This is a genomic window from Azospirillum sp. B510, assembly GCF_000010725.1.
Classification (GTDB): Bacteria; Pseudomonadota; Alphaproteobacteria; order Azospirillales; family Azospirillaceae; genus Azospirillum; species Azospirillum lipoferum_B.
Genome location: NC_013859.1, coordinates 60,446 through 75,554, shown reverse-complemented (window position 1 = coordinate 75,554; position 15,109 = coordinate 60,446). Strand labels below are relative to the sequence as shown.

Annotated in this window: 5 protein-coding genes and 1 pseudogene; 2 read left to right on the top strand and 4 right to left on the bottom strand. The window is 65.6% G+C overall.

The window, feature by feature from the left end:
* Positions 1 to 2: 2 nt before the first annotated feature.
* On the top strand, positions 3 to 239 hold the full coding sequence (locus AZL_RS30335; RefSeq protein WP_012978191.1) for a response regulator: 237 nt from the start codon (positions 3 to 5) through the stop codon (positions 237 to 239).
* Here the strand turns inward: AZL_RS30335 and AZL_RS35020 are convergent.
* Positions 236 to 601, bottom strand: coding sequence for a response regulator (locus AZL_RS35020; RefSeq protein ID WP_012978190.1), 366 nt, complete (start codon positions 599 to 601; stop codon positions 236 to 238). The two genes, AZL_RS30335 and AZL_RS35020, sit on opposite strands and share 4 nt — an antisense overlap.
* A gap of 199 nt (positions 602 to 800) precedes the next feature.
* On the bottom strand, positions 801 to 3,317 hold the full coding sequence (mgtA, locus tag AZL_RS30325; RefSeq protein ID WP_371304267.1) for a magnesium-translocating P-type ATPase: 2,517 nt from the start codon (positions 3,315 to 3,317) through the stop codon (positions 801 to 803).
* A 384-nt stretch (positions 3,318 to 3,701) separates the two neighbouring features.
* Between mgtA and AZL_RS30320 the strand changes: the two genes are divergently transcribed.
* Entirely contained in the window at positions 3,702 to 5,348 is a 1,647-nt protein-coding gene (locus tag AZL_RS30320) for an ELWxxDGT repeat protein (protein ID WP_158306029.1), read from the top strand.
* 62 nt (positions 5,349 to 5,410) lie between these two features.
* Here the strand turns inward: AZL_RS30320 and AZL_RS30315 are convergent, their stop codons facing one another.
* Together AZL_RS30315 and AZL_RS30310 are read right to left on the bottom strand one after the other, a co-directional pair.
* The gene (locus tag AZL_RS30315; RefSeq protein ID WP_012978187.1) at positions 5,411 to 13,969 is read right to left on the bottom strand and encodes a GH36-type glycosyl hydrolase domain-containing protein; all 8,559 of its coding nucleotides are present in this window, start codon (positions 13,967 to 13,969) and stop codon (positions 5,411 to 5,413) included.
* A gap of 662 nt (positions 13,970 to 14,631) precedes the next feature.
* Positions 14,632 to 15,090: pseudogene (locus tag AZL_RS30310) on the bottom strand (integrase core domain-containing protein); the annotation flags it as partial.
* Positions 15,091 to 15,109 lie beyond the last annotated feature (19 nt).

Sequence of the window (15,109 nt, the reverse complement as noted above, 5' to 3'; positions counted from 1 at the left end):
TCATGACCGGAAAGCATCTGGAAGGCTGCCGGATCATGATCGTCGAGGACGAATTGCTGATCGCCATGGCGTTGGAGGAAATCCTGCAGGATGCGGGAGCCACCATCGTCGGCATGGCCAGCTGCGTGGCGGATGCCCTGGCGCTGATCGAACGGGAAGATTTCGATGCCGCCATCCTGGATGTCCGGCTCGACGATGAGCGGGTGACTGCCGTTTGTCCTCCACTCGGTTCCAGTTAATTCATCGCCTCGTACAGTGCCTGGACGACGCTGGATGAAAGAGATGGCTTACGAAGCAGGGGGCAATGACGATGGCTGCTTGGGAGATGTTCCGGACCATATCCCGAATGGAAAACGAATGGAATGCCTCGTTTGTCCAAAGCGTCGGCAACGTCAACGACCGGTTCTTCATCCAATCGGGCGTCCAGAAGCGCAACATCGAAGGGTTCGGCTTCAATCAACGCAAGAGCATCCACGGTCGAAGCGGCAAGCCGAACCACACTGGCGCCTGCTTCTTGGACCGCCGCCTCTAGAACGACGGTGACGAGGAACTCGTCCTCAACGATGAGGACACGACGGTTATTCAGCAACTTTTTGGACATCCGCCGCTCCCCTTAATCAGGTTTCCCATAAAGCATAAGCTTTTGGCCATCGATTTATAGTTGGACAAAAGCAATGCCTATGCCCGCTGATGGGGAGTCCGTTTCAACATCATGACCGGCCTCGGGATGCCAGTCTCCCGCAGGGTCGCCTGAACGCCAACTTCTCAGGATCGAGTCCGCCGACGCCCTGAGTTCCGCATCACTGTCGTGGAGCGATGTAGTGGAAGAACACCCGCTTGATGATCTCCACGAGGACCAGATAGGTGACTACGGCGGCCACCAGGAACAGATAGAAGGAGGCTGGAGGAACCACGAAGCCGAAGAAGGATGCCAGCGGCGTCAGCGGCAGCAGCGCGCCGACGGCGGCGGCTCCCAGCGACAACCCGGCCAGAATTGCGTTGGGTCGGCTGAGCCAGGGTCTGCGGCGGGTGCGGATCACGAAGATGACCAGCACCTGGGTGGCAAGGCTCTCTACGAACCATCCGGTCTGGAAGAGCGCCTCATCGGCGCTGAACAGGTGAAGCAAGGCGTAGAAGGTCAGGAAATCGAACAGGGAGCTGACTGGGCCCAGCACCAGCATGAAGCGCTGGATCAGCCGCAGATCCCACTGCACCGGCAGGGCCAACGCCTCCGCCTCCACGTTGTCGAGCGGAACGCCGGCCTCCGACGCATCGTAGAGCAGGTTGTTGAGCAGCACCTGGGTCGGCAGCATCGGCAGGAAGGGCAGGAACAGCGACGCACCCGCCATGCTGAACATGTTGCCGAAATTCGAACTGCTTCCCATCAGGATGTACTTGGTGACGTTCTGCACCGTCCGGCGCCCCTCCATCACCGCCTCATGCACCACCGACAGATCGTGGTCGAGCAGGATCAGGCCGGCTGCCTCCTTTGCAACGTCGGCGGCGCTGTCGACCGAGATGCCGACGTCGGCGGCATGGAGAGCCGAGGCGTCGTTGATCCCGTCGCCCAGGAAACCCACCACCCGGCCGGAGCGCTTGTACGCCAGCAGCACGCGTTCCTTCTGAGCCGGCGTCACCCGGCAGAACACGTTGACCTTGGGGAGGCGGGCCCGCAACGCCTCTTCGCTCATCGCCCGCAGATCGTCGCCGGTGATCAGGCCGACGACGGGCAGGCCGAGTTCGGCACAGACATGCCGCGTCACCCGCTCGTTGTCGCCGGTCAGAAGGCGCACAGCCACCCCGGCCCCGGTCAGATCGCGGATCGCCGCCATGGCGCTCGCCTTGGGGGGATCGAGGAAAACCGCGTAGCCAGCGAAGGCCAGTTCGCTTTCGTCTCCCAGCGCGGCTGAGGTATGATCCTGTCCCATCGCCTTGGAGGCGATCGCCAGCACCCGGAATCCATCCTCTCCCAGTTTCTGGAACAGGGTATCCAGTTCTGCCCGCGCCACCGGGTCGAGCGGCCTCTCGACGCCCCCTTCGCCTTCGTAATGGGTGGACTGCCGCAGAACGTCTTCCGGCGCCCCCTTGACCACCAGCAGCCGCTCGGTGCCATCGGTAACGAGAACCGAGACGCGCCGCCGCTCAAAATCGAAGGGCACCTCGTCGATCTTCTGCCAGCCGGTCACGTCGAGGCTGCGGAAGGCGATGATGGCCTCGTCGAGCGGGCTCTTGATGCCGCTTTCAAAATGGCTGTTCAGGTAGGCCAGCCGAAAGACGCGCTCGCTCTCCGCACCACGGAAATCCAGGTGCCTGACCATCCGGATCGTCGCCTCCGTCAGCGTCCCGGTCTTGTCGGTGCACAGCACGTCCATGGCGCCGATGTTGTGCATGGCCGCCAGCCGTTTGACGATGACACGGCGCTCCGCCAGTCGCATCGCACCGCGCGCCAACGTGACGGTGACGATCATCGGCAGCAGTTCCGGCGTCAGCCCGACCGCCAGGGCCAGGGCGAACATCAGGGACTCCAGCCAGGGCCGGTGGAACAGCACATTCACCGCCAGCACGAACAACACCAGGAAAATCGTCAGGCGCAGTATGAGGAAACCGAACTGGCGGATGCCCAGTTCGAAGGCGGTGGGAGGTGGAGGCGCCTGCAGGGTGCCGCTCAACTGACCGAACGCCGTCGCGTCGCCGGTCCGGCAGACCACGGCGGTGGCGCTGCCGCTGATGACCGAGGTCCCCATGAATAGGGCGTCGAGCGCCTTCTCCGCATCTTCGGCGGAGATCGCGACGGCATCGATGCGCTTTTCCGCCGGGTAGGGCTCCCCAGTCAGCATGGCCTGGTTGACGAACAGATCGCGCGCTTCGAGGAGGCGGCAGTCGGCTGGAACCAGATCGCCGGCGGCCAGACGGACCACATCGCCTGGAACCAGTTGATCCACCGGCTCCGATACCTCCACACCGTCCCGGCGCACCTGCACACGCACGGCGACGGTGCGGCGCAGCGCCTCCACGGCGTTCTCGGCCCGCATCTCCTGGACGAAGTCCAGGGTGACGCTGAGCACGACCATGACGATCACGATGACGAAGCTGGTGATGTTCCCGGTGGCTGCCGACAGGCCGCTGGCGAACAGCAGGATCAGCACCAGGGGATTGAGAAAACGGGTCAGGAATTGCAGCCACAACGGCCGGCGGCGGCGCGCCAGCGGCTGGTTCAGGCCGTATCTACGCCGACGGGCCTCCGCCTCGGTTCGTCCCAGCCCGGCGGGCGTCGCATCCAGGTTTTTGAGCACGACGGAGATCGGTTGTTTCCAGATCCCGTCAGCGATGGCGCCTTGGTCCAAAGCTCGTGTCCTCGGCAGTTGAATGAGTGTAGGCGCCGGCCGAGGAAAGAGAAACGGCGCGAATGATATCCCGCAATTTCACGGTTGCGACTTGGCGCCTCACGGCCGGATTCGAAAACGGCGACCATGGGCTGACGCTCCGGATTTTCACTGCCGGCACCCTTTCGGTTGGACACTGCGAAAGATAACGCCGCTGAACCGGAGTAGACGGATGGGCCGATAGAGCCCCGGCCCGATGCGTCATTCGCAACAGCAACTTATAAGAGCATTTCTGCCCTGACCCGCTGCTACCATCGAAAGGGCGCCGGCATGGGACAGGATCATGAAAAGCATCACAGCACGTCCGGGCGGACAATCATGGGCAGCGGGCGCCGCGACTTTCTGTTCGGCGGCGACGGGAACGACATCATCGCCGACAATCGTGGCAACGACTACATGGAAGGCGGCGGCGGCGGCGACCGTTTCATTCTCAAGCCCGGTGACGGTTGGGACTGCATCGGCGACTTCCAGGGCGGGGACAACGGGGATCTGCTGGACCTGCGAGCGTGGAGTGGGATTGGCAGCCTGGAGGATGTGCTGGCCCGCTCCTACCAGGACAGCGACGGGCTGGTCCTCGATTTTGGACCACGTGACGGCGTGAAGCTGATGGGCCTGTCACGCAAGGATCTCACTGCCGACAATCTGCGTCTGAAAGCCGAGCCGATGAAAGCCAGCGCCGTGTTCGCGGCGACGGACAACGCGAGAGGGAACGAGCTGTGGGGAACGGACGGGCGCCGGGCCACCCTGCTGCGGGACATCGCTCCGGGGGCGGCTTCATCGGAACCGCAGGGCTTTATCGAACTCCATGGGCGTGTTTATTTCAGCGCCGACGACGGCGTCCATGGGCGTGAATTGTGGTCCACCGACGGAACACCAAGTGGAACCCGCCTGCTGATGGACCTCAATCCAGGCGTCGCATCGTCGGCGCCCACGGCCCTGACCATAGCGGACGGCCGCCTCTATTTCGAGGCGGACGACGGCCAGCATGGAGGGGAGCTTTGGGTCAGCGACGGGACGGCGGGCGGGACGCAAATGGTAAAGGACGTGAATGCCGGCGGACGGCCGTCCTTTCCCTCCAACCTGACGGCGATTGGGGATGAGCTGTTCTTCACCGCCAACGACAGCGACCATGGCAGGGCACTGTGGCGGTCGGATGGCACGGCGGCCGGGACGGAACTGGTCAAGGATTTCTTCCCCGGCAGCTTCGACCCCCCGGTTCCCCTGCCGATCCTGCCCACGCATCTGACGGCGGTCGGCGACCGGCTGTTCCTGACCGCCTGGGACGGGACCGGCGGCTATGGCCAGCTTTGGGTCAGCGACGGGACGGACGAGGGCACGGTCAAGCTGGATGGCGGCATTGGCGAGGACCCAAGGGCCGGGCGCCTGGAGGTCCTGACCGCAGTGGGAGACAGGCTGTTCTATAACCACGGCGAGGATTTGTGGACCAGCGACGGAACCCCGGAAGGCACGATGCTGGTGAAGAATTTTCCGCCGGTCGGCCTCTCCCTGCCCAACCAGTATGTCGCCTTCGACGACCAAATTGCCTTTGTGGCCAGCGATGGGCAGCACGGCTTTGAACTCTGGATGTCGGACGGGACGGAGCAGGGAACGCGCATGGTGAAGGATATCGCCCCTGGCAGCGCCGGTGCCGACATCGGGGACTTCGCCGTTCTGGACGACAGGGTGTTCTTCACCGCGGACGACGGAATGCGCGGACGCAGTCTGTGGATGAGCGACGGTACCGAGGCTGGGACACGCATGGTGGCGGACAGGTCCCACGACGTGAGCTGGACAGCGCCCGGCAACCTTCACGCGGTCGGCGACAGCCTCTATTTCAGCGCGACCAGCGCTGGCCAAGGCGGCGCGCTGTTCCGTCTGGATGCCGAGGGGGAGGCGGTGACGAAGCTCGCCACCGCGCAACCCTTCAGCCTGCTTTATGGCACGCTGGAGATCGCCGGGATCTGATGCCGCCCATTTCAGGCTGGCGCCAACCGCCACGAGCGCTGGGACGGGTCCGTTTGCAATCCTCAGGATGGCAGCCGGACCCGCAGCGGCAGGACCAGCCTATGCCTCCCGCCATCGAGCGGCAGGCGAACCGCTTTGCCGGTCCGGTCGAAACGCGAGCCGTCGAGGACCGCGTCCGATACGTCGCGATCACCGTGCGACGTCGCCTCCACAAGGATGTGGTAGTAGGTCGAATCCACGGTTACCGTGGCTTCGAAGCCTGTCCATGAAGCCGGAAGACACGGATCGACGACCAGGAATGCGCCCTCGCGGCGGATGCCGAGGATGCCCTCTGTGCCGGCACGGTACATCCACCCCGCCGCACCCGTATACCAGCTCCAACCGCCGCGCCCTTCATGTGGCGCCACCGAATAGACATCGGCGGCGACAACGTAGGGTTCAACCTTGTAGCGCTCGGCCTCCGCCGGCGTGCGGGCGTGGTTGATTGGATTGAGCAGGTCGAACAGGGTGGTCGCCCTGCTGCCGTCACCCAGCTTGGCGAACGCCAGTATCGCCCACATGGCGGCGTGGCTATATTGCCCGCCATTCTCGCGCAGGCCCGGCGGATAGCCGCGGATATAGCCGGGATCGAACGTCGTCCCATCGAACGGCGGCGTGAACAGCAGCGCCAGGCCGTCGTCGGGTCGGATCAGCAGTCTTTCCAGCGACGCCATCGCCGTCGCGGCGCGCTCGGGATCGGCGGCACCCGAGAGCACAGCCCAAGATTGGGCGATGGAGTCGATGCGGCACTCCTCACACGCGGCGGAGCCAAGCCATGTGCCGTCGTCGAATGTCGCCCGGCGGTACCACGCGCCATCCCAAGCCTCGCGCTCCAGCGACTGGCGCAACGCCTCGGCATGGTCACGCCAGCGGCGGGCACGGTCGGCGTCGCGACCATCCGCCAGCGGCGCGAACAGCGCGATGGCGCGGAGCAGCAGCCAGCCAAGCCAGACGCTTTCCCCCTTGCCGTCCTGGCCGACGCGGTTCATGCCGTCGTTCCAGTCGCCGGTGCCGATGAGCGGCAGCCCGTGCTCGCCGGTCAGGACGAGGCTTTGGTCGAGGCCGCGGGCGCAGTGTTCGAACAGCGAGGCGCACTCGTCGGCAGTCGCCGGCTGGAAGAAGGCGTCGTGCTCGCCGGGACGCAAGGGCGGACCGTCGAGGAACGGCACGCTCTCCTCCAGGATCGCTGCGTCACCCGAACTGGCGATGTAGGTGGCGGTGGCGAAGGCAAGCCACACGCGATCGTCCGAGATCCGCGTCCGTACCCCTTGCCCGGACTGCGGCAGCCACCAGTGTTGGACGTCGCCTTCGACGAACTGCCGGCCGGCGGCGCGCAGCAGATGGCGCCGCGCCTCATTGGGCATGGCGAAGCTCAGCGCCATGCCGTCCTGCAACTGGTCCCGGAAGCCGTAGGCGCCGCTCGCCTGATAGAAGGCCGAGCGTGCCCAGATGCGGCAGGCCAGCGTCTGGTAGAGCAACCAACCGTTCAGCATGATGTCCATCGCCCGGTCCGGCGTCTTGACCTGAACGGCGCCGAGCACGGAAGTCCAGTGATCGGCAACCGCTTCGAGAACGGCGTCGAGATCGGCGTCGCGGTAGCGCGCAATCAGCAAGCGGGCGGCCTCCGCCGAGGCGCATTGCCCGAGGAACCAGACGATTTCGACCGTCTCGCCAGCCTCCAACTCGACAACGCCCTGCAAGGCCGTGCAGGGATCAAGGCCGGCCCCGGTCGCCCCGGACAGCGGTGACCGCTCGACGAGCGCCGCGGGCGCCGAGGGGCCGCCGTTGCGGCCGAGGAACTCGGTGCGGTCGGCCGTCCATGCCGTCTGCCGGCCGTCGAGATCGGCGAAGGCGACATTTTCGCCGAAGGTCGGGCTCCAGCGGTTGCGGGCCAGCATGGCTCCAGTGGCCGCGTCGATCTCCGTTGCGATGAACGGAGCCGAAGCGCCACGTGCCGTGCCAAGCACCCACTCCGCATAGGCGGTGACGGACAGCGTGCGCGGACCGGGCGAATGGTTGCGCAGGGTCAGGCGGGAAATCTTGATCGGATCGGCCAGCGGCACATATTGCAGAAGCTCCATCGCGATGCCGTGCGCCCGATGTTCGAAGCGGCTGTAACCGCGACCATGGCGGGCGATATAGGTCCCGCCGTTGCGGATCGGCTGCGCGGTGGCGCTCCACAGGTCCCCGGTCACCTCATCGCGGAGATAGATCGCTTCCCCGGCCGGATTGCCGACCGGATCATTGGACCACGGCGTAAGCTGGTTCTCCCGGCTGTTCCCGGCCCAGGTGAAACCGCCGCCCTCCGCCACCACCTGGAAACCGAAATCGGGGTTGGCGATCACGTTGATCCAGGGAGCTGGCGTCATGCGGCCAGCGTCGAGGATGATCACATACTCCTGCCCGTCCTTGTCGAAGCCGCCCAGACCGTTGAAAAATTCGAGGGATCCCGGCACTGGCACCTGGTCCGACATGGGCTGGGATGCGGATTGGAGTGATACGGTAGTGCCGGCGGGTGCCGATGGGGACAATTGCTGCTGCAGGCGGGCGATCTGTTCGGCGATGGAGCCGCGCCGGGCGATCAGCACGACACGGGCGACCGAATGGAGCAGAGTGCATGCATCGGCACGCATCAAGTCGGAACGCAACGCGTAGACCGAGCCTTGCGCCGGTTCCTCGCCGAACCGTGGCCGCGAATGGCTGCTGCGCACCGCAGTCTCGATGGCGACCTGAAGATCCTGAACATAGGATGAGGCACGCTCGTTTACGATCACCAGGTCGACGGCCAGACGCTTCATGCGCCAGTATTCGTGGGCACGCAGCAACTGGCGGACCTGGGCGATGTCCTCGACGTCGTCGATGCGCAGTACGACGATGGGCAGATCCCCTGAAATCGCGTGCGGCCACAGGCCCGACTGGGCTCCGGCGCCACCGGCTATTGTTGCGGAGGGAGCCCGGAAGCGGGCATCGGCGTACAAGATCGGCGCGGCCAAGCGCTGGAAGTCGGCGGCCTCGTCGGCTACGATGGCCAGATGGTGAAGCTGGACCTGGGCCTGCGTCCATGCCAGGGTTTTCGCCCGGTCGAAGGCATTCCGGTCGGCATGCTGATCGACAAGGTCAAGAAGCGCTGCCTGAGATGACGCGACCAAGGTCCAGAAGGCAACCCGCGCGACCCCGCCGGGCGGGATCGTCACGCGTTGCCTGATCGCGAAAATCGGGTCGAGAACCGTCCCGAGGCTGTTCGACAGCGGCTGGCCGTCGGTGATCGCGGCGGCCGTGCCGGCGGTGCGGCCACGCCCGATGAAACGGGCCCGGTCGGTCTCGTATTGTGGATCGGCCGCAATCCCGCCATCGACGACGGCGAAATGGGCGGCCCAGACCGGCGGCTCGCGCAGCGAGCGCGGGCGGCGGGTGGCGACCAGCGCGCCGAGCTCGGCGTGAAACTCGGTCTGTACGAACATCTTGGCGAAGGCCGGATGGGCGGCGTCGGCGGCCGGCGTGGTCAGGACCAACTCGGCATAGGACGTCATTTCGATCACGCGCGGTCGCCGCCCGCCATTGGTCAGCGAGACGCGGCGGACTTCCCCATCGGCCTCGCCGGAAACCAGGACGTCCATGGTGGTGGTCAAAGTCCCGTCATGGCGGATGAATTCGACGTGATCCTCGGCGAACACCACCTCGGTATGGTCCGCTGCACGCCCGACTGGCTGCGCGCTGGCAGACCAGAGCTCGCCGGTCTGCGTGTCGCGCAGGAAAATAAAGGTCCCCCAGTCGTCCCGGGTGGCATCCTCGCGCCAACGGGTCACGGCGATGTCACGCCACAGGCTGTAGCCCGCCCCCGCCGCGGTCAGCATCACTGTGTAGCGCCCGTTGGAGAGCAGGTGGGTGACCGGGGCTGCGGTGGAGGGCGGCGCGGTAAGGCGGCGCACCGTCGGCGATGCGATGGCGACGCCCATTGCGGAGGTCTTCACCTCCTCGGCCCGAGGATGCCCGACGACGACATCGCGCGGCATGCGTTCCTGGAGCAGCAGTTCGCTGGCCATGATCATGGGTTCGCGGTGGAAACGGTCGCGCATCCGGCCGTCCTGCAGGGCGTTGGCGATGGCGACGATGGTCATGCCCTGGTGATGGGCCATGACGTTGCGCACAATGGCCATCTCCGCGCCTTCGGGAAGCCTGGAGCGGGTGAAGTCGAGGGCGTCGTAGAAGCCATAGCGTCCGCATGCGCCCATCGCGGCGAGGCGGTCGTAGTTCAGCCGTGCTCCGTACGGATCCACCATTGCGGCCAGCCCGGTGGCGTAGGGCGCGATGACGAGATTCTCGGAGAGGCCGCGCTTGAGGCCGAGGCCGGGAACACCGAAGTTCGAGTACTGGTACGTGAGCTCCAGATCGCGGGCACTGTAGGCGGATTCCGAGATGCCCCATGGCACACCCAGCATTCTGCCGTAGGCTTGCTGACGCTCCACCACCAGACGGTTCGTTTGCTCCAGAAGGCTGCCGACCGGCGCGCGCATCACCAGCGCCGGCATCAGATATTCGAACATGGAGCCGGACCAGGAGATCAGCGCGGAGCCGTTGCCGACCGGTGTCGCCGCACGGCCGAGGCGGAACCAGTGCCGCGTCGCGACGTCGCCCTTGGCGATGGCGAACAGGCTGGCGAGCCGGGCTTCCGAGGCAAGCAGGTCATAGCAGCTCGGATCCAGGCTGTTGTCGGGGAGAGCGTAGCCGATCGACAGCAGTTTGCGTTCGGGATCGAGAAGGAAGGAGAAATCCATCGCGAGCGCCATGGCGCGTGCCGTATCGGCGAGGGCACGCAACCGGCCCCTCAGCATGTCCGGCGTCCCGGTGATGGGGAACCGGTCACGGCCATGCTCGATCACTGCGGTCCGCAATGCCACTATCCAGAACATCAGATCCACCGGACCGCCACCACCGGCCGACGGCCCACCCGCCGGGATGATGTCACGGGCCACCTCAACAGCCTTGTCGGACAGCCGCTTCAGCGACGGCAACTGGACCTCGATGGATTGCCCTTCGTTCAGTTGTGCGGCGATTTCGTCAAGAACGGCGCCAAGCCGGCGTATTTGCGCACCGCCCGCTGTGGGCAGGGCGTCTGCGGCCTCTCGCGCCAGGACGAGGGTATCCATCATGCCAAGCCGGGCGTCCGCCGCCGGAGCACAGTCCATCCATTCCTCGCAGGCGTTCGCGAGCGCGATCAGATGACCGGCAAGGTTCCCGCTGTCGACCGACGAGACATAGGCCGGTTCCAACACCCTCAGATCCTGTGTTCCATACCAATTGTAGAAATGCCCCCTGAACCGGGAGAGCTTTCGCATGGAATCGAACGTCGCCTCCAGCCGCTCGATGGTTTCCGTCGTTCCTGACCAGCCGAAGTCGCGGGCGGCGACGGTGGAGAGCAGGTAGAGACCGATGTTGGTCGGCGATGTCCGGTGGGCGACCACCGGCTTCGGGTCCTCCTGGAAATTGTCCGGCGGCAGCATGTTTTCGGCCGGTGTGACGAACGTCTCGAAAAAGCGCCAGGTGCGCCGCGCGGTAAGGCGCAGGTCGCGGGCATCCGGATCGGAGAACGCCGCCTGCCGACGTATGGCCGGCGACCGGCTGGTCCACGCGGCGAGTGCGGGGGCCGTCAGCCACAGCAGGGCGAAAGGCAGGGCCAGCGGCCAGGACGATGGCGTCACGGCAACGGTACCGGCCGCCACGACGAGCCCAAGCGCGGTGCCACCCGCCATGTCTCGATAGAAGCCGCCGAGATCCAGCCGCGGCCGGCCGCCTGTCTGCGCCGCCGTCGTCCATTCGAGAAGGTGGCGGTGCGTGACGAACAGCCGGGTCAATGTCCTAGCGATGGCATCGGCCATCCGCCACGCCTGGTCTGCCAGGAAGGCAACCGACATCACGGTCCGCATCGCCGCCATCCGCAGATCCTGCATGAGCGAGCCGACATGGCTGCCGAGGCGGGTACCCGGCCGGCCCGGCAGCACCGAGGACACCGCCGGCAGGAACGCCGGAACCGCGCTGACGGCGAGCACGAGCAGGACTCCCGCCAAGGCGGACGGCAGAGGCAGCAGCCAGCTCACGGCCAGCGTCGCCAGGGTGAACGGCGCCAGCAGCGAGCGGCGCAGGTTATCCAGCATCTTCCAGCGACCGACCGGCGGAGCCGCCTGGGGACCTGTCCTATGGCCGAGGATCCAGGGGAGCAGTTGCCAGTCGCCACGAGTCCAGCGGTGCTGACGCTTGGCAGCGACGTTGTAGCGCGAGGGGAACTCCTCGACGAGTTCGATGTCGGAAGCGAGACCGGCGCGGGCGAAAACACCTTCGAACAGGTCGTGGCTGAGTAGGGCATTGTGCGGAACCCGGCCGTCCAGCGCCGCTTCGAAAGCGTCGACGTCGTAGATGCCCTTCCCGGTGAAGGATCCCTCGCCGAAAAGATCCTGGTAAACGTCGGAGACGGCCGACGCATAGGGGTCGATGCCGCCGGGGCCGGAGACGATCCGCTGATAGAGCGAGCCCTCGCCGCCGAGCGACAGCGACGGCGTGATGCGGGGCTGAAGAATGGCATAGCCGTTGATGACGCGCCGCCCGGCCGCGTCGAACGTCGGCCGGTTCAGCGGGTGGCTCATCTTGCCGACCAGCCGGAGTGCGGCGTCCCGCGGCAGTCGCGTGTCGGCGTCAAGCGTGATGACATAGCGCACGTCGGCCGGCACCTGCGGCGCGCGACCGGCAATGGGCATGAAGCTGGTGTCGGTGGCGCCGCGCAACAGCCGGTTGAGTTCGTGCAGCTTGCCGCGCTTGCGCTCCCAGCCCATCCACTTGCCCTCGCCGTCATTGTAGAGCCGGCGGCGATGCAGCAGCAAAAAACGGTCTCCGCCGTCAGGACCGGGGCCATGGCGCAGATTCAGCCGCTCGATGGCCGCGGCGGCCACCGCCAGGAGAGCGTCGTCGTCAGCCACCACCTCCCGGTCGGCGTCGGGACCATCCGACAACAGGGCGAAGACAAGCTCGCCGCTGGCCCCGGCGAGGTGGTGAACCTCCAGCCGCTCGATCTGCTCCAGGAGGTCGACCTCACCGGTCAGCAGCGTCGGAACGGCGACAAGCGTGCGCTGTGACGGGGGCACGCCGTCCGCCAGTTCGAGCCCCGGCAGGGTGATCGCTCCGAACAGCGCGGTGACCACGCGGTTGACCAGCGCCGTCGCCACTTCGGAAGCCGGCAGGACGCCGGCAAGGGCGAACAGGACGAGCCAGCCGCCCATACCGGGAAGCCAAGCCACCCACACCGCGAGACCCAGCAACAGCGCCGTCACGAACAGGATCGCGCCGACATAGCCGCCGATTCCCAGATGAACGCTGAAACGGCTGATCCGCAGGCGGGCCGGTGGTCGAAAGCCGATGGACCGCTCAAGTGCGCCTCGCCCTTCCGCGATCAGATGATAGCCGGGATCGCCGACACGCGCGGCGTCCGCGCCGCCGGCTGCCTCAGCCGCCGCCGCGCGTGATGCCGACAGCGCCAGACCGGCGATGGCGAGTTCCGGGAATGACGAACCGCGGGCCAGTTCCTCGATGGCGCTCCGGTAGAGGTTGCGCGTGGGGAAATCCATGGCGGCGAAGCCGCTCGCCGCGCGCAGTTGCGCGTCGACGAGGCTCACGCTCTCGAACAGATCCGCCCAGTCGATGTCGGAGATCAGCCGCATGCTGGTGATGACATTGCGCACGGTGACGTTGGAGGCGCCCAACCTCTGCTGGGCGTGCTGGACCACACCGTCGACCGTTGCGCCCTGACGGTTGAGCCGCTCCTCCAGCCACCCGAGGGCCGGCGTCGTTCGCGGATCCTGGTCCCGCAGCCGCTTCGCCAGTTCCGCGGCGAACACGTCGGACAAGGAACCGGAAGAGCGCGTGGCCATGTCGGCTTCGAGGACGGAACGGCTGTCCCCCGACGCGAGAAGCCGGTCGGCCAGCGCGTCGGCGTCCGCCCGTGCCGCGCGTCCGGCGGTGATCTGGTCGGCGAGCCGGCGCAGGTTCTCGATGAGGACGATGCGAAGCGTAATCGCGACCGCCCACAGCTCACCGATGGTCAGCGGCTGGACCCGCTGATAGGCGGTGATGAAACAACGCAGGATGGCGGGATCGAGGTGGCTGTCAGTGTGGGCAACGAAGGCCCAGGCCAGTCCAAACACTCGAGGATACCCGGCGAACGGACCGTCTGCGAGCTTTGGCAATTGACGGTAATAACCCGGCGGCAAGTCGACGTGGATTTCCCGAATCTGCTCTTCGACAACATGGTAATTGTCGAGCAGCCATTCCGCGGCGGGATCCACGCTGCGACCGCGCTCCAATTCCGCCGCACTCGCCCGATAGGCGGCGAGCAGCACCGTGGCGTTGTCGGCGAGGCGGGTGTGCAGGGACAGGACGGCAAGCGGCTTGCGTGTCACCGGCTGCGCGGCGGCGAGACTCTCCGCATGCCGCTCGAGCCGGTCCAAACCGAAGAGTTCCTCGCGCACCGGTGCCTGATCGCTCCAGAGGGACGGTGGCAGACGATGCCCGAAAGCATGGCGGAGGATCGCATTCATCAGTGCCTTTCCGGCCAGCATCAGCGCGCGACCGCGATCAAGAGAGATGCGTGCCAAACAGTGGTGTGATCGTCGCTGTAGGCATCGAGTGCGGCCGCCGCACCATTTTATTCGGGCTATCTTTGTTGGCGCGGGGGCCGAAGGCAGAAATTCTGTGAGTGTCACGGCGTGGGATGCCGTCAACTCATTCTTTTGATGAGGGTTGCGGACTATCCGATCGTCGCGCATGGGAGCGCCGATCAACAGCTCTGTGAGGTTCGGGTTGGCGCGTAGGTCACTGTGAGGGAATGACATTGGGCCGTCCCGCCCTTGAAGATGCGAGCCCCAGTTCGGCCTTTCATGCTAAAATCCTTTGGGTACAGCGGCATGTGTGCAATGCATCGTTAAAAGGGCTTCCGACCGAGGCCCTTGAACGCGACGAACCCTACAACTTACACAACAGAGCCGTGTATCAGGACGAAAAGCAAGACTGTCAGCACGACGGCGACCGGAATCACCACCGGTGGCACGAAATATGCTTTCACGGCATTCCATAAGGATAAAGAGCCGATGTCTGTCGGGGGAAGGTGCATTGTCATGCTCCAAATGTTCGGCGGCTCGAACCAAGGATGCCGCGATGGCTTCCTCCTTGTTGCGCCGCGCTTCAACGTTTGCGATGTCGCCTATCGAGGAAATGGTGATGAAGCCGGGTCGATATTGTGGCGATTCCGACATATGGACCCTTGCGCCGCAAAACCATGTACAATGGATTCCAAGAATAGTCCGCCCGATTGAACCGCGCCGGGTTTGTCGGAGGCCATTTGGCTTGAGCACGCCGCGATGGCGACGTCCTCGATTTGAGCATAGTAGCGGGCTTCGGCCTCGGCGGGAGGAATGTTGCCGATGGGTTCGAGCAGGCGGCGGTGGTTGAACCAGTCCACCCACTCCAGGGTGGCGAACTCGACAGCCTCCAGGGTGCGCCACGGCCCGCGGCGGCGGATCACCTCGGTCTTGTAGAGGCCGTTGATGGTCTCGGCCAACGCGTTATCGTAGGAGTCGCCAACGCTGCCGATGGAGGGCTCGACGCCGGCCTCGGTGAGGCGCTCGGTGTACCGGATAGCAACTGAGCTGGTCCCCGTTTCCCGGACAGTCGGATAAGCT

Bases quoted from the DNA above. Each gene is read 5' to 3' on its own strand.
- AZL_RS30335 (WP_012978191.1), top strand. From the start codon at position 3: ATGACCGGAAAGCATCTGGAAGGCTGCCGGATCATGATCGTCGAGGAC.
- AZL_RS35020 (WP_012978190.1), bottom strand. From the start codon at position 601: ATGTCCAAAAAGTTGCTGAATAACCGTCGTGTCCTCATCGTTGAGGAC.
- AZL_RS30320 (WP_158306029.1), top strand. From the start codon at position 3,702: ATGGGCAGCGGGCGCCGCGACTTTCTGTTCGGCGGCGACGGGAACGAC.
- AZL_RS30315 (WP_012978187.1), bottom strand. From the start codon at position 13,969: ATGAATGCGATCCTCCGCCATGCTTTCGGGCATCGTCTGCCACCGTCC.